16 protein-coding genes and 1 tRNA gene are annotated in these 23,998 nt (G+C 40.5%); 6 read left to right on the top strand and 11 right to left on the bottom strand.

From position 1 onward, the window contains the following. Positions 1-15 precede the first annotated feature (15 nt). The 5 genes from LQ227_RS00725 to LQ227_RS00745 form a co-directional block, all read right to left on the bottom strand. Complete coding sequence (locus LQ227_RS00725; RefSeq protein ID WP_230147797.1) at positions 16-1,389, bottom strand: glycosyl hydrolase family 18 protein; 1,374 nt, start codon at positions 1,387-1,389, stop codon at positions 16-18. A 38-nt stretch (positions 1,390-1,427) separates the two neighbouring features. Continuing rightward, entirely contained in the window at positions 1,428-3,014 is a 1,587-nt protein-coding gene (locus tag LQ227_RS00730; protein ID WP_230147799.1) for a SusD/RagB family nutrient-binding outer membrane lipoprotein, read from the bottom strand. Positions 3,015-3,025: 11 nt separating this feature from the next. Next, positions 3,026-6,262 (bottom strand): SusC/RagA family TonB-linked outer membrane protein, encoded by a 3,237-nt coding sequence (locus LQ227_RS00735; protein WP_230147800.1) that lies wholly within the window; start codon positions 6,260-6,262, stop codon positions 3,026-3,028. Positions 6,263-6,570: 308 nt separating this feature from the next. Then, a complete protein-coding gene (locus tag LQ227_RS00740) occupies positions 6,571-7,629 on the bottom strand; it encodes a LacI family DNA-binding transcriptional regulator (protein ID WP_230144145.1) in 1,059 nt (352 codons plus the stop codon). Between the two features lie 227 nt (positions 7,630-7,856). After that, the gene (locus LQ227_RS00745) at positions 7,857-8,936 is read right to left on the bottom strand and encodes a glycosyl hydrolase family 18 protein (protein ID WP_230147802.1); all 1,080 of its coding nucleotides are present in this window, start codon (positions 8,934-8,936) and stop codon (positions 7,857-7,859) included. Positions 8,937-9,669: 733 nt separating this feature from the next. Here LQ227_RS00745 and LQ227_RS00750 point away from each other — a divergent pair. From LQ227_RS00750 to LQ227_RS25610, 3 genes are all read left to right on the top strand, one after another. Next, a complete protein-coding gene (locus LQ227_RS00750) occupies positions 9,670-10,710 on the top strand; it encodes a glycoside hydrolase family 43 protein (protein ID WP_230147805.1) in 1,041 nt (346 codons plus the stop codon). 23 nt (positions 10,711-10,733) lie between these two features. Beyond that, positions 10,734-12,215 (top strand): family 43 glycosylhydrolase, encoded by a 1,482-nt coding sequence (locus tag LQ227_RS00755; protein WP_230144142.1) that lies wholly within the window; start codon positions 10,734-10,736, stop codon positions 12,213-12,215. 92 nt (positions 12,216-12,307) lie between these two features. Beyond that, positions 12,308-12,490 carry a glycoside hydrolase N-terminal domain-containing protein gene (locus tag LQ227_RS25610; RefSeq protein WP_371823026.1) on the top strand — a complete coding sequence of 61 codons (183 nt, stop codon included), beginning with the start codon at positions 12,308-12,310 and terminating at the stop codon, positions 12,488-12,490. 151 nt (positions 12,491-12,641) lie between these two features. On the opposite strand, the gene LQ227_RS00760 is transcribed toward LQ227_RS25610, so the two are convergent. Beyond that, positions 12,642-12,715, bottom strand: a tRNA-His gene (locus LQ227_RS00760). A gap of 176 nt (positions 12,716-12,891) precedes the next feature. Here LQ227_RS00760 and rnhA point away from each other — a divergent pair. After that, the gene (gene rnhA, locus LQ227_RS00765; protein ID WP_057934856.1) at positions 12,892-13,356 is read left to right on the top strand and encodes a ribonuclease HI; all 465 of its coding nucleotides are present in this window, start codon (positions 12,892-12,894) and stop codon (positions 13,354-13,356) included. Between the two features lie 6 nt (positions 13,357-13,362). Here rnhA and fbp read toward each other — a convergent pair whose 3' ends face one another. The 4 genes from fbp to LQ227_RS00785 all read right to left on the bottom strand — a co-directional run bounded on the left by fbp (position 13,363) and on the right by LQ227_RS00785 (position 16,227). Continuing rightward, positions 13,363-14,442, bottom strand: a complete 1,080-nt coding sequence (gene fbp / locus LQ227_RS00770; protein WP_230144141.1) for a class 1 fructose-bisphosphatase — start codon at positions 14,440-14,442, stop codon at positions 13,363-13,365. A 19-nt stretch (positions 14,443-14,461) separates the two neighbouring features. Further along, positions 14,462-14,953, bottom strand: coding sequence for a metallophosphoesterase (locus LQ227_RS00775; RefSeq protein WP_230147806.1), 492 nt, complete (start codon positions 14,951-14,953; stop codon positions 14,462-14,464). Between the two features lie 190 nt (positions 14,954-15,143). Then, the gene (locus tag LQ227_RS00780; protein WP_256449126.1) at positions 15,144-15,845 is read right to left on the bottom strand and encodes a tRNA1(Val) (adenine(37)-N6)-methyltransferase; all 702 of its coding nucleotides are present in this window, start codon (positions 15,843-15,845) and stop codon (positions 15,144-15,146) included. Position 15,846: 1 nt separating this feature from the next. Beyond that, a complete protein-coding gene (locus tag LQ227_RS00785; protein ID WP_230144138.1) occupies positions 15,847-16,227 on the bottom strand; it encodes a VOC family protein in 381 nt (126 codons plus the stop codon). 233 nt (positions 16,228-16,460) lie between these two features. Between LQ227_RS00785 and purL the strand changes: the two genes are divergently transcribed. Further along, positions 16,461-20,159, top strand: coding sequence for a phosphoribosylformylglycinamidine synthase (gene purL, locus LQ227_RS00790; RefSeq protein ID WP_256450240.1), 3,699 nt, complete (start codon positions 16,461-16,463; stop codon positions 20,157-20,159). A 547-nt stretch (positions 20,160-20,706) separates the two neighbouring features. Here the strand turns inward: purL and LQ227_RS00795 are convergent. Then, positions 20,707-21,558 carry an energy transducer TonB gene (locus LQ227_RS00795; protein WP_230144136.1) on the bottom strand — a complete coding sequence of 284 codons (852 nt, stop codon included), beginning with the start codon at positions 21,556-21,558 and terminating at the stop codon, positions 20,707-20,709. 202 nt (positions 21,559-21,760) lie between these two features. On the opposite strand from LQ227_RS00795, the gene LQ227_RS00800 reads away from it, so the two are divergent. Continuing rightward, positions 21,761-23,935, top strand: a complete 2,175-nt coding sequence (locus LQ227_RS00800) for a glutamine synthetase III (RefSeq protein ID WP_230144135.1) — start codon at positions 21,761-21,763, stop codon at positions 23,933-23,935. The last annotated feature ends 63 nt before the right edge of the window (positions 23,936-23,998 follow it).

Raw genomic sequence — 23,998 nt, forward strand, 5'->3', positions numbered from 1 at the left:
TGGCCCAACTGGGTATTATTTAAGGGTATTGTAAACCGCCTGGGTTAAAGAATTGTTTCCTGATACATCAAAATCTCCCTGCCAGATATAGGCACCCAAAAAGTCGCTTGTTTTAATGAAATTTGCTTTTTGGGTAACCAATGGCACGCCGTTGAAATAAATTGCCAAGGGAGCCGGTGTCAAATCTACTTTCTCCTTATCGAAAGCTGTAGGATATAAAGCCAGAATATCTTTATAGGCAATATAGTTGAATGAGGTAAAGCTCGCATTGTTGCCATTGGCATCAACTGCGGTGTACCTTAATCCCATAGCCGGGATGCCTACTACGATTTTATTAAGCGGCAGTTTAGCTTTCCAAACATTGGCACTGCTTACCATGTAATCGTAGCCTGAAGGATTGCCCAATGGCTTGCCCGTACCGGTATTTAAACCGCTTTCAAAAGCACGAACATGAACCCAGTTTACATTGGTCAGACTTGCAGCCGTGTAGTTACTGTGTGTGTAATTTACCGGTACAGTGAGGGTAATGATTTTGGAAGTGCCCAATGCATTGCGCAACTCATTGATAAAAGTTATCGTTGCAGCCATGTTAGCTGTTGTAGTTGCTTCTACGGTATTGCCCACATCGGCCATCATTACATCTACCCCGTCCATGTTTCGTAAGGCCAGGTAATCTTTAACGGCCTGTGCCAGTGCGGTACGCTGAGTTGCATTCTTCAATGCCGAACCAAAAGTATTACTGTCATAAATATTCCAGCCGTTCGCCGAAAGTGTGGCACTAATGCCCAGTAGCACCGGAACACCAGCCAGGTGTGCCTTGGTCACAATTTCCTGCGATTTCCTGCCCGTTTCTCCTTTAGAAACATCCAACAATCCGGCAGCATTAATTAAGCCCGCCTTGAAGGTAACATGTGTTACATTATTCCAGTTCATGTTGCTGATATCGCCATTCTCCCCCAGGTACGACATCACCACCTTGGTGTAGCTTTTAGGCGTAAATGCCGTTCCAGCAGCAGCCAATACAAACACATCTTTAAACCGGCTTACCGTGGTTCCGTTATAAGTGGCTTCTACTTTTATGCGATAATCGCCAGCGGCTGTAGCCGTGAAAGCATATTTTTCGCCAGTAGCTACTTGTTTGTCGTTTACCTTCCAAAGCACTTGCACCTTTCCTGCAGGCGTAAATTGCAGTGTATTGAATGTAATAATTTCTCCCGGTTCCAATACTTGGGTTGCATTGGGAGTTGGGAAAATAGATGCAATGTCTCCGCCAATAATTCTTGGCACATAATCATAGTCCTTTTCCTGTTGGGCTACCTCGTTTTCTTTACAACCAAAAAAGAGGGCCACAGCAAATAAGGCGTATATTAATAATTTTATTTTTTTCATCTCTTTAAATTTTCTACGATCATTATTAATGATGTTTATTATTCCTGATCCCACCAAACGCGTTTGGTCCAATCGTCTGTACCGATAATTTTAATCGCGGCTTCTACATTAGCGGCATTCTGCTGTTTCTCGGATAGTGGATATTCAAATCTTCTGGGTATGGTTTGTGATACCGATTCGGTAGTAGGCGACGGTACCAATACCGGAAATCCGCTTCTGCGCCAGTTGGCATAGGTTTCGTTTCCATTTAACAACAAGGCAATCCACAACTGAGTATTAATCTGCTCTAATTCTCTGCCCACAACTAAGGGATTGGCGGTCTTGAAGTTGTTGATTTCGGTTGCCGTTACCACCGGACCACCTGGATATAAGCTAAGCTGTTGCATGGCTGCCTCCACGCCTTTGTAGTAGTGCTCTTGTGCAGTGCCACCTAAGTTCAAACCGAAACGCTGTGTCGCATCGGCCAATAGCAGTTCTACCTCAGCATACGTAATGTGGAAGAATGGTGCATCGTTTCTCAGTAAGTTATGGTTTAACTGTGGCTTAAGGTCTATGCTTCTGGGTGTGTAAGATGTGCCGTTTGCCAATGTAATGGCAGTGGTGCTTAACACATCATCAGAGTTATAACGGCCCGGGATTGCGCCTACCAAGCCTATTTTAGCTCTTACCTGTGCGGTAATATCTTCCCGCTCCAGGAATCTGGTCGGGGCTACCGGATTGAATTCGCGGTAACATTTAATCAGATGGTTTACACGCGGATCATTGGTAACCGTTAATGCATTTAAGAAGGTGTTTACTACACGGCCCATTTCATTTTTACTGTTCCAGGCTGCTGAAATTCCGTTCGGGCGTGGATCCTGATAACTGTTGGGAACATTCTCATGCCTGGTCATACAGATATCGGCATTGCTTGTGAAAACACCGCCGGCATAAGCTGCCTGGATTTCAGCTTTGGCCTTCTCCGGATCTCTCTTCGCCAGGCGAAGGGCCAAACGCAACCGGAGTGAATTGGCGAACTTTTTCCAGGCGGAGATATTGCCTTTGTAAAAATACTCGTTGGGCACCCTATCTTTAGCCGCATCTAACTGGGCAGACGCTTCGGCCAATTCCTTAAAGAAATCGTAATAAATATCTTTCTGCGCGTCAAACTTCGGCCTGATCTGCCCGGTAGATCCTTTCCCTGCCTCAAAATAAGGGATATCACCATAGGTGTCAGTCAACCGGGCGAAGATATACACCTTCATGATCCGGCACATGGCGTTGAGGTTGGTTTGGTTGGCCACCCCTTTGCTGCGTTCTACCGCATCAACAATGTTAACCACATCGTTTTGATAGCTCTCATCGAACATCCGCCAGAGGTAAGAAGGCGTTTTCTTGTACACCGCACCAAAACTCATATTAAAAGCACCTGCAAACTGCTGCATCATCGGGATGAGCATAAAATAGTTTGTGCGCTCCTGTATGCCCAAATCGCCCGAAAAATATACCTGGGTGTACATCAGCTGACTGGCAGGATCTAAATTAGATGATCTGGTAGGGTCTACATTCAGGTCACCAAATTTCTTGCACCCCAGTGAAGTCAGGATCAGCAGGAGCATTACTATATATGTTATTTTTTGTTTCATGATCGACATCTTTAGAATTTAACATTGAGGTTAAAACCCCAACCTCTCCGGGTGGGAAGTGAACCATATTCCAGGCCCTGGCCATTGCTGTTATTGTAATTGGAATCAGGATCTACATTGGGTACATCCTTATAGATGATAAAAGGATTTCTTGCCACCAGGCCTAGCGACGAGCCTTTCAGTCCCAGCTTTTTATTCAATGCCTGTGATAAAGTATAGGTAAGCGTCAGGTCCCTCACCTTCACATAAGTAGCCTTATAAACAAATGGTGTTGCAATATTAGAACCGTCGGTAGCAAAGGTTGTCCAGTACAGTGTCGGATCCATAGCTCTTGTATTCGCCGTGTAAACCGGATTAGCCGCAGTACCGGTATTGATTACGCCTTGTGGCACAAATCCCCTTACTTTTCCTTCCGAGGCCCATTCTGCAGCGGTTTTTTTAGCGGCCAAACGGTTTTCTTCAGATAAGATCCACTCGTCTCTTCCCGCTAAGGTTGCTGTTGCAGAGCCTCTGGCATGCATAAATAGATTGGTCATAGAAAATAGATCTGCACCGTATTTCACATCAAAGCTGGCGTTCAAACTGAAGTTTCGATAAGAAATCCGACTGGTTACCCCGCCGGTCCAATCAAATACCCCCTTGCCCAGAACCTTCATTTTAGGATCGATAATGGGCAACAGGTTGGTAGAGTTTAAGATCACGTTGCCATCCGGGTCTCTCATAAAATCGTATCCCATTAAAGTTCCGTACTGCTCTCCAGGTTTGGCTACCACCCGTAAGCCTGCCCAACGCGCCTCTGATAGCGAGAGGTATTCGCCTACCCGGTCAGACAAAGACGCTACTTTACTTACGTTTCTGGCGAAGTTGACACTGATGTCCCACTTGATTCTGCTTTTATCAGACAGCGGACTTGCCGAAACCAATAATTCGATCCCATGATTGGCGATTACGCCCGCGTTTATCAGCTGTTGTGGATAGCCTGATGAGAACGCAGCAGGTACGATGTTGATCTGGTCTCTTGATTTTGAACTATAGTAAGCCGCATCAAAATTAACTTTGTTTTTAAAAAACTTCAGGTTGGTACCAATTTCGAAAGACCTCGTTCTGGTTGGTTTCAAGTCGATCGGTGGAATCACCCGGGACGAAATTTTGCCATTCAATGCCCCGTTAAAAGGAAGCTGATTAAGTGAATAGTACAAATCCAATAAGAAAGGATCAGTATCATTTCCAACCTCTGCTACCGATGCCCTTAACTTACCGAACGATAAAATGTTACTATTAATTTTAAAAGCATCGGTAAATACAAAGCTGGTAGAAAGTGATGGATAAGTGTAAGTATTGTTATGCTCGGGCAAGGTTGAAGATTGATCTCTTCTTACGGTAGCGTCTAGATAAAGATATTTTTTAAAACCTACCGTTATAAGTCCGTAAACAGACCTGATGGTACGCGGAATATCGTTGGGAATCACCGATTTATCTAAATAACTACTGGCACTGATGGCGTCTAAAACAATCATATTTGAGAAAGCAGATGTGGTGCCTTTCCGAATGCGGTTATTGATGCTTCCACCTAAGCGTGCGGAGATGTTAAAGTCTTTGCCAATCTGCCTGGTATAACTTGCCAAAGCTTCTACCTGATTGGTCGTGTAACGTTGGTTAACCTGATCAAGCTGTCCGCCCAATGCCCCGGGTGTCGTTTTTGGCCTATAGCTTTCATAGTCCAGAAACGTAACATCAGTTGCTGCTTTAGCATTTAAACTAAAACTCTTGGTAAACTGATAGGTTGCGTTTAACGATCCGGTAAGCCGCTCTTTAGTCGTCTTGTTATACATTTCCTGGATTACCCAATAAGGATTGATACGGAATTGGCCACCGCCCCAATCAACATAATCGCCCTGCGCTGTTTTGTAGTTTGTTTTAAACAGTTCTTGATCTATATTATTGGCCAGACCATTGAAGTTCATGCCGATATTGGAAGGAGAATCGCCCAGTCCGGCCCTGTTGTTCACTTTCTCGTTCATATAAGTTGCCCGTACATCAAGCGAGAACTTGTCGCCGAATTTCGAACGTCCCGAAAAAGTATAAGTATTTCTTTTGATGTCACTTGTTGGCACAATATCCTTATACCGCAAGTCTGCTGCAGAAAACCTGAAGTTCGATTTATCTGTAGAACTGCTCAGGGCTATTGTATTATTAAAGGATGAACCTGTGCGGAAAAAGTTCTGAATGTTATCTTTAACCAGCGCATAAGGCCTGCTTACACCGTCGAAACCCACCAGATTGATTCCTGGATCCAAGCGTGGACCGAAATTGATGAAAAGACTATTGAAAGCCGAAGCCTGATCAACCGGTAATAACTGGTTTCTTCCCTGTCCGTATAAATATTGGACATCATCATATTTCGTTAATTGTGTTTCTATCGAGTTGGTACTGTTAAAATCTATCCCGAGCTCTTTGCTGTTAGCACCTTTTTTGGTCGTAATTAAGATTACACCGTTACCGGCCAAACTTCCGTAAAGTGCCGTTGCTGCGGGGCCTTTCAGTACCGTTACCGATTCCACATCATCAGGATTGATTGCAGAAATTGCATCTCCCATATCTACCCCGCCGCCGAATTGATCGGTCCCTACCTGGCCGTAATTAGAATTGTCCATCGGGATACCATCTATTACATACAAAGGCTGGTTATTTCCTGTAATACTTGTTGAACCCCTGAGTACAACCCTTGATGAACCTGCCGGACCACCAGCAGTACTTGTAATAACCAATCCGGCCACCTTACCTGCAAGCGAATTGATTACATTCGTTTCTTTGGCCTTATTAATATCATCTCCGTTAACCTGTGTAACGGCATAACCGAGTTCTCTTTCGCTGCGCTTGATACCGAGAGCGGTTCTTACCTCGACGGTATTCAAAGTGGTTACATCTTCTCTTAGCCGGAGATCAACCCGTTTTTTGGAGTCGCGTGCCACAAAGAACTGGGTAGCCAAACCCACGCTACTTACCTGAATGGTATCCCCATTGCTGGCCCTCACCGAGTATCCACCAGACGCATTAGTGTTGACCACCTGTTTGGTCTTTTTATTCAGCACACTAACATTCGGCAATGCGAAGTTATGTTCATCGGAAATTATCCCGGTTACATTAAATGCCCCTGTTTGCCCAAACATGGTTTTGGGAAAGGTCACTAACAGAAACAGGAAAATGAAACCGAGAAAAACCCTGGTCATTTGTAAAAGTCGTTTCATTTTAATAGTTTGTTGGTTTAAAAATGTTTAGTTGTTGTGGTTCTTCAAAATTAAAATAGCTATTTTCTCGGGCTGCGCGATACCCATAAGCCAGCTGTACTAAAATGTTTTACGATAGGGATGCGTTTATAATTGGTTACCGTCAGTATTCACCGTTAACGTACACGTTCTTTGGTCAAAAAAAACATAGAAGGGTTTTAAACTCCTATGAACATTTTCGTTTACCTATTTCGTTAACGTACACGAATATATTGAATATTATTTCAAAAGCAAATTTTACAGCCATTTTTTTTATAAAAAAATTATAGCTAGTTTTTATAGTAAATGTAGTTTTCTTTGGTAATGATGTCGATTGGCATATATTGTACGCTTTCTACCGTGGCCTGCAACAGGTGCTGATAGATAGACATCACCCCTTTGTAACCCTGCTCCTGCGGCTTTTGGCAGATCAGAAAATCAATGGTACCATTTTTCAGGTGGGTTATATTTTCTTCTAGAAAATCATATCCCATTAGCTTTACATCTTTAATTTTGTATTCGTTAAAAAACTTCGCTACAGACGATACCCTGGAGTTGGTCACGAAAACCAGATTGGGCCTGTTTTTTTCGAATTGCTGTTTTAAGATTTTTTGAAGGGAGTTATAGTCGGTTTCGTTTACATCAATTTTATCTATATCAACTACTATATTTTCTTTTTCAAAGTAGGCCCTGAAACCTTCCTCTTTTTTTAAAAGGTGATGGTGCAGGTCAATCTCCCTAGAGATGTTAACCAATAGTACCCGCTGTGACGGGGAAATGAGGTATTTAGACAAGTGGGCGGCCAGGTATCCACTTTGAAAGAGGTCTGGACCGATGTATGCTATGTTAGCCTGATTGGCCAGATCCGAATTGATTAAGACGAATGGAATATTGTGTTGTCTGCAACGCGCCAAGAAATTAATCGATTCTTTTTCGAACATGGGCGCCAATAGCAGTCCGTCATAACCTTTTTTAAGGATAATATCTGCCTGGTTGATGAAAGTTTGTTTGGCATTTTGATCGAAGAAGTAATGCTCAACCATCACTCCGAAATTCCTGATTTCTGAAGCAGCCTGGTTTATTCCCTTCAACGGAGCGTTCCAATAGCCGGTTTCATTGGAAACGGATGGGATTAAAGCAGCAATTTTAATTACTTTTTTTGAGGCAAGCATCCGTGCCATAATGTTGGGCTGGTAATCAAGCTCTTCGATAATTTTTTGGATCTTTTCCTTCGTTTTCGCCGAAACCCCTAACCTGTTGTTGATCACCCGATCAACGGTTCCGATAGAAACGTTGGCACGTTTTGCTATCTCTCTTATGCCCGTGCTATTTTCAGCTTGTTTTTTCATCCCTAACAAATGTAGAGATAATTAAAGAACAGAACAATGGTATAAGCGCTAAAATGTTAACGTTAACGGATAGTAAATTAAAAAATCAGTGGCATAGAAGAAATTGAATAATAACCTGATAAAGTTTGGATTACACTGAGGGTTATGAGGTTATATAAGTGCCTTAATTATGCCAGGAACCGCAAAAACGGTTTCTGGCATATAAGATAAGCATACCTTGAATTGAGTTAGGGAGCCGGTGTATTAATTTTCCTTCCTACGGCCTGCAGCAGGCTATACGTTCCGGTAACATCCTGTGATAGTTCCCAGATCATTACCCCTTTTATATTTTGGGCTGCATATTTCGTTTTCGCTTCTATAGCGGTGATACAATTGTATTTATAGCCATCGTAGGTATCTACATAGGCTACCGCCGAAGCGCCGTAATCGGCAATTAATTGCGCCCAGGATTTGTAGCCAGCACCCACAGTAGGTTTATAACCGTAAAAGGGAACGCCCAATACCAATTTGGAAGCAGGAACGCCAAGCGTGAGAAACTTATTGATATGTTGGATGGCCGCATCATATGAAGAGTGGTTCGAGGTGCCGCCCCATCCATTATCATAAGACATAATACTGATCAGATCCAGATAGGCATAGGAAGAACTTGGGATTTCTCCACCATTAAATGCAGCGGTTGCCGCGGTAACCAGTTTGCCAAGCGGGTTTATCTTGGCCCTCAATGCCGCCACAAAAGGGGCAAAGTTTTGTTCTGCTTTGATCTGATTTAGCGTTGACCCCTCCACATCGATGTCTATGCCGTCGAGATTGAAATAGGTAGCAAAAGAAGCAAGGTTGTTGATAAAGTTGGTACGGTTGGCAACGCGGAACTGCACGGCAATATCACCGGCAGCTGTATCCGGATCTCCCCCACCTATCGAAGCCAGTACTTTTCTTCCCTCTGCATGTGCCTTGCTTACTACCGCGTTAATTTCTGCAGCAGTAAAATCGCTAAACAAGGGTTGCCCATTGGCCATCATACCGCCACTGGAACTGGGTGCAAAAAAAGCGAGGTTAACGTGGGTTACAATACCGAAATCTATCGAATTGGCCAAGTTAGAAACGCTACTTACCCAGCCAGGCACATAACCGATTACTACTTTGTCGGGATTAGTGACTAGCGCCTGGCTACCTGCAAGCATATTCACACCAGATACTTTTAGGTCCTCGTCGCTAGTACTTAATGGGATTTCTTTTTGCTTGCTGCAAGCAGCGGTTACCAACACTGCCAGCGCCAGTATTAGGGATTTTAAATTTTTCTTTTTCATTGTTTTTGGTTTTAGGTTGTTGTTAAATCTATTTTGGATGGTATGCTTATCGGTAGATATTTAAAAAAGTCAAAAAAAACGTTAACGTACACGTAAATTGAACGTAATTTGTTTTAAATAAGGTTGATTAATGAAGAAACGACGGGGAAAAGCGGCTTTAAACGAATCGTGTACGTTAACAAATATAAATTAATATTTTATAAAAGCAAATACAACCGGAAGAATGACATGCAATAAAGAATAACATAAGTCAGATTTCAGCGAAGAAAAAACAGTTATCATTTTTAGAATATAGTGTTCGCCGATAGCTAAACTTTTCTGCCACCGCCGATGATCTGACAGTCATCAAATCGCTAGATAAAAGGTAGCGGATTTATTTACAGTATTTAAAAAACGTTTGAAAATCTGACTACAACACTTAGAAGATGTAAACTAATTCTAGTATTATAACTCAAAAACGACAAGCTATAGCAGGACGAGTCACATATTCCCTATCCTACTAAGGCATATTTGTTTTTTTTGAAATTAGAGTATATAACTCAAATAAGTGCGTCTTTAATTAATAAGCGGATGGAATTTTTAAAGTTCACAAAATAAAACGATTATTTACTTGTAGGGAAGTTGCTAGGTACATAAAAAAAAGCGCCGCCAAACAACTTAAGGAAGCTAAATATGCCGTTTAAAGCTCCATTATAATCGCAGAACGCTTAACCGTTTGAAATAGATATTATTTATGAAATTTGGATTTATAACCTTGTTGCTAATTGCTGGCGCAGCTTCCGCTCAGAAAAAGACCAAAGTTACTCAGGAAAAGGATATGAGTTCCTATCTGATGGTTTACTTTAAAGACGACACGCATGGCTTACACATGGCACTCAGCCCAGACGGCTACACATTTACAGATGTTAACAAGGGCAAACCTGTAATCGCAGGTGATACTATCGCACTTCAAAAAGGAATCCGCGATCCTCATATAACTCGCGGACCGGATGGAGCATTCTACCTGGCCTTGACTGACCTGCATGTTTTTGCTAAAAAAGCAGGCCTTCGTGATACTGAATGGGAGCGGGATGGTAATCAATACGGATGGGGCAATAATCGCTCTTTGGTTTTAATGAAGTCAACCGACCTCATACACTGGTCAAGAACAATTTTGCGTGTAGATCAGGCTTTTCCCGGATTAGAAGAAATTGGCTGTGCCTGGGCTCCGGAAACCATTTACGATGAGGAGAAGAAAAAAATGATGATCTATTTTACCATGCGTTTCGGCGATGGTAAAGACAAGGTTTACTATTCGTACATGAACAATGAGTTCACAAAAATGGAAGCCAGGCCGAAACTTCTGTTTGAATATCCTAAAGAGGTGTCTTATATCGATGCGGATATTACCAAGGTGGGTAATAAATATCATATGTTTTATGTACCCCATGATGTAGGTGCCGGTATTAAACAGGCGGTATCCGATTCGATCAATACTGGCTATGTATACGATGCTAAGTGGTATGATCCTGAACCCAAAGCCTGCGAAGCTCCTAACGTTTGGAAGCGTATTGGATCTGATAAATATGTGTTGATGTACGATATTTATGGCATCAATCCGCATAATTTCGGTTTTAGCGAAACTTCAGATTTTGTGAATTTTAAAGATCTGGGGCATTTCAACGAAGGCGTAATGAAAACAACAAATTTCACGTCGCCTAAACATGCGGCCGTTATTCATCTTACCAAAAAGGAAGCCAAAAAGCTTGCCGTTCATTGGGGGTTGAAACTTTAAACAAAGACTTTTATAAAATAAATATGACTGCACCTAATTTCTTCAAAAAGATCACTCTTTTACTGGTATTTGCAAGGCTTACATTTTGTGTGCTTGCACAAGAATACCCAAAAGCTATTTTAAGAGGTGATTATCCCGACCCAAGTATTATGCGTGATGGAGACGATTTTTATATGACCCATTCTCCCTTTACCTATTCTCCTGGATTTTTAATATGGCATTCGAAAGACTTGTTTAACTGGAAACCAATAACACGAGCCATGCCAGACCTGGTTGGTTCTGCCATGGCGCCCGATCTGCTGAAACACAACGGTAAATATTATATATATTTTCCGGCTAGCGGAACCAACTGGGTAATATGGGCAAATGATATACGAGGCCCCTGGAGTAAACCGATTGATTTAAAAGTCCCCTTTATTGATCCAAGCCATGCAGTAGGCGAGGACGGCAAACGTTATTTGTTCGTTAATGAAGGTCGTATGGCTCCCCTGGCGACCGATGGGCTTTCTGTCACTGACACATTGAAAGAAGTTTATAAAGGATGGGAATATCCTAAAAGCTGGATTACTGAATGCAAGTGCCTTGAATCTCCAAAGATTTTAAAAAAAGGCAGTTATTTCTACATGGTAACAGCCGAAGGTGGCACAGCAGGTCCTGCAACGAGCCATATGGTTATAGTTGCGCGCTCAAAAAGCATTCAGGGTCCTTGGGAAAACTCACCATATAATCCGATAGTACATACTTATTCATCAGATGAAAAATGGTGGTCTAAAGGACATGGAACATTGATTGACGACGTAAAAGGAAATTGGTGGATCGTGTATCATGCCTATGAAAATGGATACCATACCCTTGGCCGGCAAACACTAATTGAACCCATTGAATGGACAACAGATGGTTGGTTCAAAACAGCAAAAGGAAAGATATACTCTGGAACAAAAGAAAAAGTACTTTCATCAGGCTTTACGCTATCAGATAATTTCAATAAAAAGACGCTTGGATTGCAATGGATGGCCTGGAAAGGTTATGATTCGAATGCTATTGAGTTGAAAAATAGTAGCCTTTATTTAAAAGCTAAAGGTATAAGTCCTGCGGATGCACAACTTTTGCTAACTACTGCTCCGGATACAAGCTATGAAACCCAGGTCGAGGTCACTTTAAAAGGAGGAAGTACAGGCGGACTGATTTTGTTTTACAATGAGAAAGCTTTTGCTGGCATCGCTTCCGATGGAAAGAATTTTATCGTCTATGAAAATGCAGGTAAAAAATCAAACAAGGCTAGCCGGTTTGGAGAGCGTTTTTATCTTAAAATTGTAAACAAACGCAACAGATGTGACATGCTAGCCAGCAAAGATGGCAAAAGTTGGATAGCGCTTCAATCTGACTTGGATGTATCAGGCTTAAACCACAACAAATATGGTGGTTTTTTTGCATTGAGACCTGGATTTATTTCTGCAGGAAAAGGAGAGGTAATACTGGATAATTTCAAATATGCAATCAGATAAGACAAAGCTATGCTATGGAATTTATAACTAAACCATGCTAACCTATCCCTCTCGTCGAGCTAAGGCCCTGGCTCGGGAGGCAAGCCTTATGGTTGTTACCAGACAAAGGCGATCTTCGATTTGATTTTAAATCCAACAAAAGGTATTCTAACTACCGGAAGGAGCTCGATCTAAACAGAGGACTTGTTGCGGTCTCTTATGTACAAGATGGAATAAGATTTAAGCGTGAGATTTTTGTAAGTAATCCGGACAGGGTGAAGGTAAAAGATACTTAGTTAATTGCCTTTTTCCTGAAAAAAGGTAACAATGGAGAATGATATCGAACAATTTAGTCAATGAAACTGCTGAACATATCTACTGAGAAACAAAGAATTAGGAGCAAAAAAAAGGGACAAAATCATTCGAAAATGTCTTTGTCCCATTACGGGTGGCTGATGGGGCTCGAACCCACGACCCTCGGCACCACAAACCAATACTCTAACCAACTGAGCTACAGCCACCGTATTTTTTAGTGTCACAAAAGTACGACTTTTAATATTTCTTGCAAATATTTTTTTCAAAGTTTTTACAACTAATTTTTAATTCCTTAACATTCAATTATTTGAAATCGAAAAAAAATTTCAGAAGCAGATAAAACAAGCTATTTTGAACCTAAAAACATAACTTTACGGCGTTTATGATCGAAATTTATACAGACGGAGCAGCTAGCGGAAACCCAGGACCAGGTGGTTGGGGTACAATTTTAAGGGCAGGACAGCACTATAAGGAATTAAGTGGCGGCTTTAGAATGACCACCAATAACCGCATGGAACTATTGGCTGTAATAAAAGGATTAGAGGCGTTAAAAAGCCTAAATCAACAAGTAACCGTTTACTCCGATTCGAAATATGTAGTAGATGCTGTGGAGAAGAAATGGGTTTTTGGCTGGGTAACCAAAAATTTTAAGGATAAAAAGAACAAAGACCTGTGGTTGAGATTCCTGGAACTGTATAAACTTCACAAAGTGAAATTCATCTGGATTAAAGGCCACAACGATCATCCTGAGAATGAGCGTTGCGACCGTTTAGCTGTTTTTGCGTCACAAGACAAACAAAACCTGGCTATAGATACTTTTTTTGAAGCAGAGAGAAGTAAGATATAACCAATCTTAATCAATTCCGCCAACTACATTTAAATTCTCTAGTTTCGTTTCTACATTGGCATCAATCGAGATTGATTTTGCTGTATACAACAACATCATTTCTTCAGCCTTTTCTACCATATGTTTTGACCCGATAAAAATCGGAACTCGCTGATGCAATTCTGTAGGTTCAATTTCGAGTATACGCTCAAAACCTGTGCTGGCTTTGCCCCCAGCCTGCTCAATAATAAAAGACATCGGGTTACACTCGTACAATAATCTTAATTTCCCATTAGGTGAGCGCGAAGTGGTTGGGTAAATATAAATCCCACCCTTAATTAAATTCCGGTGGATGTCGCCAACCATAGAACCAATATAACGTGAAGTATAGGGGCGTTTAGTGGCCTCATCCTCTACCTGACAATATTTGATGTACTTTTTAACGCCATCAGGAAAATGAACATAATTGCCTTCGTTTACAGAATACATATAACCTGTTTCAGGTATTTTCATCTGGGGGTGAGAAAGGCAAAATTCACCAATAGAGGGGTCTAATGTAAAACCATTAACGCCCTTCCCTGTGGTATAAACCAACATGGTAGATGAACCATAAATAATGTAGCCCGCCGCCACCTGTTCTGTACCTTTTTGCAACACATCCGTTATACTGGCTCTGCCATCAACCGATTTTCTGCGATAAATAGAGAAAATTGTCCCTACAGCAACATTTACATCGGTATTGGATGAACCATCTAAAGGATCGATACAGACGATATACTTGGCATTTTGAGAAACCGGCGATTCGATATGAATAATATCATCTTCTTCCTCGGTAGCAACAATACAGCATTCGCCACCACTGGTTAACGCAGCAATAAACTGTTCATCAGCATAAACATCTAGCTTTTTTTGTTCCTCACCCTGAATATTGGTGGTTCCCATATCGCCTAAAATATCAACCAAACCAGCTTTATTAATTTCGCGGTTTACAATTTTTGCAGCTATACCAATATCCCTTAACAACCTCGAAAGCTCTCCTTTAGCATATGGGAAATCTGCTTGTTTTTCTATAATAAATTGTCCTAGTGTTTTAACGCCACAAACCATACTTAGTGTAAATTTTACATTATCTACCCGATAACTCTATAACCTCTAAGGTATGAATATTTTCATCAGATATGCAAAAACGAATGAGGGTTCTCACTTTGTGCCAACCGTGTTTTCCCGCCGCACCGGGGTTTATATGCAGACATTTTATTTTTTCATCGAACATTACTTTCAAAATATGTGAATGCCCTGTAATGAATAATTTCGGAGGGTTAGTGTATATTTCAGGCTTAACACAAGATGAGTATCTTCCTGGATATCCACCTATATGCGTCATCCAAACATCAACCCTTTCGCAGCTAAATCGATTTTGCTCTGGAAACTCCGCTCTAATTGCACTATCATCTATATTTCCGAACACGCCACGCAAAGGTTTAAACGCCGCCAAAGGCTCGGCTACATTAGGGCCAAAATCTCCGGCATGCCAAATTTCATCTACCCCGTCGAAGTGTTTAAAAACCGCATCATCTAAAAAACCGTGTGTATCAGAAATTAATCCTATTTTTTTCATTATGTAAACTTAATTGTGCCCCTTAATTTACAGGACTGGCAAAATCTTTCGACCACTTTTCGCTAAAACAAATCCTCAAAGGGTTGACAAATCTTTTAAAAATGGTGATTAAATATTATAAAAAAACACGACAGCGATTATACAATGTTACCATTGTTCCCTACCCCGCCATCCATCCAAAAACCATAAGCTAAAAGGCCAGAAAAAAATCCTTCAGCAATTCTTTATAAGCAGCTGTATGCGCTTTTAACGATTCATAAATATAAAAATCATTTTCCTTCAAAACCGCTTTACCTTTTTTTAAACAGATCACTTGCCTAAAGGTTGGTTTGCTTTGATCAGAATGAATATGTATCCGCTCTGCAAGCGATAAATTATAATGTGCAGCATTACCAATAACCTCATCAGCTTGTTTTACCGGAAGGATTAACCAAATCATACCTTCATCGGCCAATAACCCACTCGTTTTTTTAATGAGCATGCTAAAAAAGTCTTTATCTGCATGCCGGGCTATTCCTTTTCTAAATGCCTCACTTTTTAAATCGTTTACAAAAAAGGGTGGATTAGAGACAATCAGATCGAATTGCTGAGCATAGTTATATTGTTCAATTGTTGTGTGGTTAATGGTTAACCGCTCACTGAAAACAGATAATTGAAAATTCTTTCCAGCAGTTTGTGCGGCCTGTTCATCAATTTCTACAGCTTGTATATTTGCTTCCGGAAAACGTTGAGCCAACATCAAGGCAATTACACCGGTTCCCGTTCCAATATCCAATATACTTTTAGGTTTTTCGTGATTTACCATCGCCGCAATTAAAACACCATCCGTGTTGATCCTCATGGCGCAACCCGTTTGGTCGACTTCAAACTGTTTGAACTTGAAAATACTCATCCTAAATTTCGTACAACTCTAAAGGCAAACCATCAGGATCAGCAAAAAAAGTAAAGCGTTTATCGGTAAACTCATCAATACGGATCGGTTCGGTAATAATGCCATGATCATTTAAACGCGAAATCTCTTTTTCTATATCATCAACCTCAAAAGCTAAATGACGTAAACCCTGAGCCTCTGGCCGCGATGGCCTTGCAGGAGGGTTTTCGAAAGAAAACAGCTCGATCTGATATACACCATTTACCGCAAGATCTAATTTATACGATTTCCTTTCAGCCCGGTAAACCTCTGCCAAAACGGTAAAACCTAATTTATTCACATAAAAATCTTTCGATTTTTCATAATCTGAACAGATAATGGCAATGTGGTGGATGCGAAGCATAAATAATAACTGAATTTTGAATGAGTAAATGAGTGAGTTAGCGTTTAGGCAAATTTGCACATTCTATAATTGAATCAACCAATAATTATTTCAACATTCTCTCATTCAAAATTCACTCATTCTATCATCAGCCATTCTCTCATTTAATAATTCTCTCATTCGATCATTATATTTTGACATTCAATCATTCAAAATTCTCTCATTCAATCCTGTAATCACACCAGTTTTTTCATATAAAAAAGCTATTTTTGCAACTTCAAAAAAAAAGCATGATTCATTTCTTCCTTAGTCAATCGCAGGCGATTTTTGTTCTACAAACAGACAAAGCGCTTTCTACCACTGATATTACTAAACTTGAATGGTTATTTGGCGGTGCCAAAATCTCGCAAGAAAAAGCGCTAACAGGCTTTTTCGTTGGGCCAAGAGCAGCAATGATTACTCCATGGAGTACCAACGCAGTAGAGATTACCCAAAACATGGACATGCAGGGAATCATCAGGATTGAAGAATTTAAGCAGGTTGACGAAAGTTTTGCGGATTACGACCCGATGCTTTCTCAAAAATACGACAAGCTCGATCAAGAGGTATATACCATCAATATCAAACCTGAACCGATTTTAGAAATCACCGATATTGCGGCTTACAACAAACAAGAAGGGCTTTCTTTAAGCGATGAAGAAGTTGAGTATTTAAATACTTTAGCGCAAAAATTAGAAAGACCGCTAACCGATTCTGAAGTTTTTGGTTTCTCCCAAGTGAATTCGGAACACTGCCGCCATAAAATTTTCAATGGTAAATTTGTAATCGATGGCGTAGAGCAACCTACTTCTTTATTTAAGCTGATCCGCAAAACATCAGAAGAAAATCCTAATGATATTGTTTCGGCCTATAAAGATAACGTAGCTTTTATCAAAGGCCCGAAAGTGCAACAATTTGCACCTAAACGTGCCGATGAGCCAGATTATTATACGACAAGCGATTTTGAATCGGTAATCTCATTAAAAGCAGAAACCCATAATTTCCCCACCACTGTTGAGCCTTTTAATGGCGCAGCAACAGGTTCGGGTGGCGAAATCAGAGACCGTTTAGCAGGTGGACAAGGTTCTTTGCCTTTAGCAGGAACTGCCGTTTACATGACTGCGCTTTCGCGTTTAGAGGATAATCGCCCATGGGAAAAAGGTGTTGAAGAAAGAGCATGGTTGTACCAAACCCCGATGGATATCCTGATCAAAGCATCTAATGGTGCCACAGATTTTGGAAATAAATTCGGTCAACCGCTAATTACGGGTTCGGTTTTAACTTTCGAACATGAAGAAGATTCCAGAAAACTGGGTTTCGATAAAGTAATTATGCTTGCAGGTGGTATCGGTTACGGCAAAGCCAGTCAGGCGCAAAAACTTAAACCAAAAGAAGGCGATAACATCGTTATTCTAGGTGGAGAAAATTATAGGATCGGGATGGGCGGTGCAGCCGTTTCATCCGCAGATACTGGTCAGCACGGAAGCGGCATCGAATTAAATGCCATCCAGCGGTCAAATCCTGAAATGCAAAAACGTGCTGCAAATGCGGTGCGTGGTATGGTAGAAAGCGATCACAATTCGATTATCTCTATCCACGATCACGGTGCAGGCGGTCACTTAAACTGTTTATCAGAGCTGGTTGAAGAAACTGGTGGATTAATAGATCTTGATAAATTGCCAGTGGGCGACCCTACCCTTTCGGCCAAAGAAATTATCGGAAACGAATCGCAGGAAAGAATGGGTTTGGTGATCGGCAACGAGCATATCGAAACCTTACAAAAAATAGCAGACCGCGAACGCTCACCTATGTACACCGTAGGTAAAGTAACCGGCGATCACCGTTTTACCTTTAAATCTGCAACAACAGGTTTAAAACCTATGGATTTTGAATTGGCCGCCATGTTTGGCAGTTCACCAAAAATCGTAATGGACGATCAAACCATCGATCGTAAATATGAAGCTGTAACATATAACAACAACGAATTAAACAACTACTTAGAACAGGTGCTTCAATTGGAAGCGGTTGCAGCTAAAGATTGGTTAACCAATAAAGTAGACCGTTGTGTGGGTGGCCGTGTAGCCAAACAACAATGTGCAGGCCCACTACAATTGCCTTTAAACAACTGTGGTGTAATGGCTTTAGATTTTCAGGGGAAAGAAGGTATAGCCACTTCAGTTGGCCATGCACCACTTTCGGCCTTGATCGATCCTGCAGCGGGTAGCCGCAATGCGATTGCAGAATCACTTTCGAATATCGTTTGGGCACCGCTAAAAGATGGCTTAAAAAGTGTTTCACTTTCTGCCAACTGGATGTGGGCCTGTAAAAACGAAGGCGAAGATGCCCGTTTATATACAGCAGTAAAAGCTTGTTCTGATTTTGCCATCGATTTAGGAATCAATATCCCAACCGGAAAAGATTCGTTATCGATGAAACAGAAATACAAAGATGGTGATGTAATTGCACCGGGAACAGTAATTATTTCTGCCGGAGCAAATTGCGATGATATTACCAAAGTGGTTGAGCCGGTGCTTCAAAAAAACGGTGGATCAATTTATTACATCAACCTTTCTAATGATACCTATAAATTAGGTGGTTCATCTTTTGCACAGATTTTAAACAAAATCGGCACAGAAACACCTGATGTTAAAGGTGCTGATCAATTTAAAACAGCTTTTAATACCCTTCAGCAATTAATCAAAGCTGACAAAATCCAGGCAGGTCACGATATTGGTAGCGGTGGTTTAATCACAACCCTATTGGAAATGTGTTTTGCCGACCGCGATTTGGGCGCTTCGATCGATTTGTCTTCACTGGCAGAAGCAGATAGCATTAAAGTATTATTTGCAGAGAACATTGGTATTGTATTCCAGGCTGATGCTTCGGTTGAAGATACCTTTGCACAAACCGGCGTTGCTTTCCATAAAATTGGTGAGGTTACCCAATCGGCTAAACTGGAAGTTAAAAATGCTACTGATCGCTTCAGCTTTGATATCGACCATTTACGTGATGTTTGGTTCAAAACTTCGTACTTATTAGACAGTAAACAAACCGGAAACGGATTAGCGAAAGAACGTTTCGACAATTATAAAAACCACGTATTAAATTACACTTTTCCATTACAATTTGATGGAAAGAAACCTGTAATCGATCCGACTAAACCACGACCAAAAGCAGCCATTATCCGCGAAAAAGGAAGTAATTCTGAGCGCGAACTGGCCAATGCCATGTATTTGGCGGGTTTTGATGTGAAAGACGTACACATGACCGATTTAATTACCGGAAGAGAAACTTTAGAAGACATCCAGTTTATAGGTGCAGTTGGCGGTTTCTCTAACTCTGATGTTTTAGGATCGGCGAAAGGTTGGGCAGGTGCATTTTTATACAACGAAAAAGCAAGGGTAGCATTAGAAAAATTCTTTACCCGTCCTGATACCTTATCAGTTGGGGTTTGTAATGGTTGCCAGTTATTTGTAGAGTTGGGCTTAATTAATAAAGACCACGAAGAAAAACCTAAAATGCTCCACAACAAGAGTGGTAAGCACGAAAGTATTTTCACATCGTTAACCTTACAAGAAAACAATTCTGTCATGTTATCTACCCTGGCCGGAAGCACTTTAGGTGTTTGGGTATCGCATGGCGAAGGAAGATTCTCATTGCCGTACGCAGAAGACAAATATAAAATCGTAGCTAAATATGCTTACGAAACTTATCCGGCTAGCCCCAATGGCTCAGATTACAACACCGCAATGTTATGTGATGAAACTGGTCGCCACCTGGTCATGATGCCACACATTGAGCGTTCATTGTTCCAATGGCACTGGGCAAATTACCCACAAGGCCGTAAAGACGAAGTTTCGCCGTGGATGGAAGCCTTCGTAAATGCACGCAAGTGGATTGAAAACAAGGGATAAGAAACTGATGGAAAGTATAAAAGGATGATGGAATTAAAACCATCATCCTTTTTTTTGTTAATCATCATTCTATAGTTGGATCGTCATGCTGATCCGATAGCTATCGGATTTATTTCAGCATCTATCATGCTAATTAGTCACTGAACACCTAAGCTCAGGTACAAATAAATCATATAAATTGTCACGCTGAGGCATGAAGAATCTCTAACAGATAGCTACTTGCTTTAATTTTCGTGGCGTTGAAATGGAAAACAATAATAGTAAGCTTTCCATAGCTGAAGGATTCTTCACTGCGTTCAGAATGACAATCTTACGATATTAAAATAAAAAAAACGGCCTGGACACCGCCCAAACCGTTTCAATTTACCCAACCTCACATTTTTCTATAAGCGCATTAATAGAAAAATCATTTAATTATTAAAAAGAGATGTCATTCTGTCCAACGGACTCCTATGGAGGGCAGTATCGTCATACTGAACTTGATTCAGCATCTATCATGCAGCTTAGAAAGCATCCCCCATTATTCGTTTTACATCATCCATCCCGCTTACATCATCTGAAAATTAATCGCCATATTATACCTTACACGCACCGGAACTCCTTTATTTTTCCCTGGTTTCCATAGCGGTGATTTTTTTATAACTTTAATGGCTTCCTCATCACAACCAAACCCAATCCCTTTAATTACAGATACATCGGTAATCGAACCATCTTTCTCTACGACAAAGCTTACAAATACTTTTCCTCCAGCACCTTCTTCCTGTGCCCTTGAAGGATACCTTAAATTACGTTCCATATATTTAGACCACGCTTTGGTACCACCGGTAAATTCAGGGTACTCATCAGCGCCTAAATAAATCTCTTTATCTTCGGGTGTTCCTGTACCTTCTTTAGCAGTTCCTGAACCATCACCACTACCTTTACCTTTATTGTCGGTTACTATTGCAGCAGGCGCAACTACTCCATCCTGTGTCTTAGTGCTGATCACTGCTAATTTTATATCATCAACTGTCGGAGGAGGGGGAAGCTCTGTTTTATTAACCACCACCACTTGCGATGGAAGCGCTATTGTTTTAACCTTTACCGGATCGGCTTTTGCAGGTTCAGGTTTTTTCTCGGGTTTAGGTTCGTCTTTTTTCATCTGATGAATTTGATCAGGCAAAGTTGTCTCGGTAACTGTTGTAACGGTATCAACAATTACATCTTTCGGAAACAGTTTTGCATAAATCAAAGGAGAAAAACACAACAATAAGAATAGACTACCAGATACGAAAAGTGCTCTTGTCATAATCGATGAAGATTTAGACCTTAATTCATAAGCACCATAATTTTTGTTGCGGTCTGCAAATACAAGATCGAGCCACTCGGTTTTGTATACGTTAATTAAAGAGTTGAACATAGCTTTTAGTTTTATAGCATGATGCGGCAAAATCAGCAATTCCATAAAACATTTAAAAAATCTATTTTCTTTACAAAAAATGAAATTTTTCATCTGAAAAACATTTTTTTATTTCATTTTCAATAAAATTGATAAAAATAATACGATTCTTTTACGAGAATTAATAAAATATACTATTTTTGACAAAAAACATAACAAATTAATGAAAAGCTTAAGAACCATCGCATTAAAAGAGGCTCAAAACAGAATTTCACCAGAAGTTAAATCTCCTTCGGCGAAAATTTCTGATTTTTACGGCTCGAATGTATTTGATAAGAAAAAAATGAGAGATTTCTTATCTAAGGACGTGTATGAAAAATTAATTTCATCTATCAACCAAGGTGAATTAATCAATTCTGACGATGCTAACCAAATTGCTACAGCTATGAAAGCTTGGGCAATGAGCGCTGGCGCAACGCACTACACGCACTGGTTCCAGCCATTAACTGGCACAACTGCTGAAAAACATGATTCATTTTTTGAGCCAAGTGGCGATGGTGCTATCGAGAAATTTGCAGGTAGTGCTTTAGTTCAACAAGAGCCAGATGCTTCTAGTTTTCCTAACGGTGGTATCCGTAATACTTTCGAAGCTCGTGGTTATACTGCTTGGGATCCTTCTTCTCCAGCTTTTATCATGGAAAGCAAAGCAGGTAAAACACTATGTATCCCTACAGTATTCGTATCTTATACCGGAGAAGCCTTGGATTATAAAGCACCTTTATTAAAAGCATTAGCTGCGCTTGATAAAGCTGCTGTTGATGTTTGCCAATATTTCGATAAAAGCATTACTAAAGTAAATGCATCTTTAGGTATCGAACAAGAATATTTCTTGGTTGATGAGTCATTGTTCAATGCCCGTCCCGATTTATTATTAACAGGCCGTGCTTTATTCGGACACATGTCTGCTAAAGGCCAACAATTAGAAGATCATTATTTCGGTTCTATCCCTGAGCGTGTTTTCAGCTACATGGTAGATTTCGAAAATGAAGCTTTAAAATTAGGTATTCCTTTAAAAACCCGTCACAATGAGGTTGCACCATCTCAGTTCGAGTGCGCACCGATTTATGAAGAAATCAACCTGGCTATCGATCACAATCAATTATTGATGGATTTGATGGAAAAAGTTGCCCGTCGTCACCATTTCCGTGTATTGTTACACGAAAAACCATACGCAGGTATCAACGGATCAGGTAAACACAACAACTGGTCGTTAATTACCGATACAGGTAAAAACTTGTTGGCACCAGGTAAAACACCTAAAAACAACTTAATGTTCCTTGCTTTCTTTGTAAACACAATTAAAGCCGTTAGCGAGCATGCCGATTTATTACGTGCAAGTATTGCATCAGTAAGCAACGATCACCGTTTAGGCGCTAACGAAGCGCCACCTGCAATTATCTCTATCTTCTTAGGTTCTCAGTTGAACGATGTATTAGATGAGATTGAGCACTCACGTATCAGCAAAAAAATCAAAGAAGATAACGCACTTTGGTTAGGTATTCCTAAAATCCCTCAGATTTTATTAGATAATACCGACCGTAACCGTACTTCTCCTTTCGCATTTACAGGTAACAAATTTGAGCTTAGAGCTGTTGGATCTTCAGCAAACTCTTCTGCACCAATGACGATCTTAAACGCGATTATGGCTGAGCAATTGGTTAAATTTAAAGCTGAAGTTGATAAATTGATCAAAAAAGGTGATAAAAAGGACATCGCTTTATTAACCGTGATCAAAAAATACATCAAAGAATCTAAAAACATCCGTTTTGAAGGCAATGGTTATAGCCAGGAGTGGGAAGATGAAGCTGCAGCACGCGGTTTATCAAACATCAAAACTACACCAAAAGCTTTAGATGCTTATTTAACTGAAAAATCTGCTGAGTTATTTGCAACAACAGGTATCTATAGCGCACGTGAGATCCATGCCCGTCATGAAATCATGTTAGAAAACTTCTATAAAAAACTACAGATCGAAGCACGTGTAATGGGCGAAGTGGCTAACACGGCCATTATCCCAGCTGCAATTGCTTACCAAAACTCTTTAATCGAAAACGTACAAGGATTAAAAGCAATTGGTGTAGATAGCAAAGTTTCTATCGATATCGTTAAAAAATTATCAGAGCATTTAGAAATTGTCAAAACCAATATCGATGCGATGTTAGAAGAACGTAAATTAACCAACAAAATCGAAGATACCCGCGAGAAAGCGATTGCTTACGATGAGAAAGTTAAATCTTACTTCGATATCATCCGTTACCACGCTGATAAATTAGAGCAGATTGTTGACGATAGCGTTTGGCCTTTACCAAAATTCAGAGAATTATTATTCATGAAATAGATTTTAAGCCGTAAGGTTTAAGGTGTAGGGCGTAAGGTTTAACTTTACGCCCTTTTCTTTTAG

This window comes from Pedobacter sp. Bi27 (assembly GCF_918698255.1).
GTDB lineage: Bacteria > Bacteroidota > Bacteroidia > Sphingobacteriales > Sphingobacteriaceae > Pedobacter.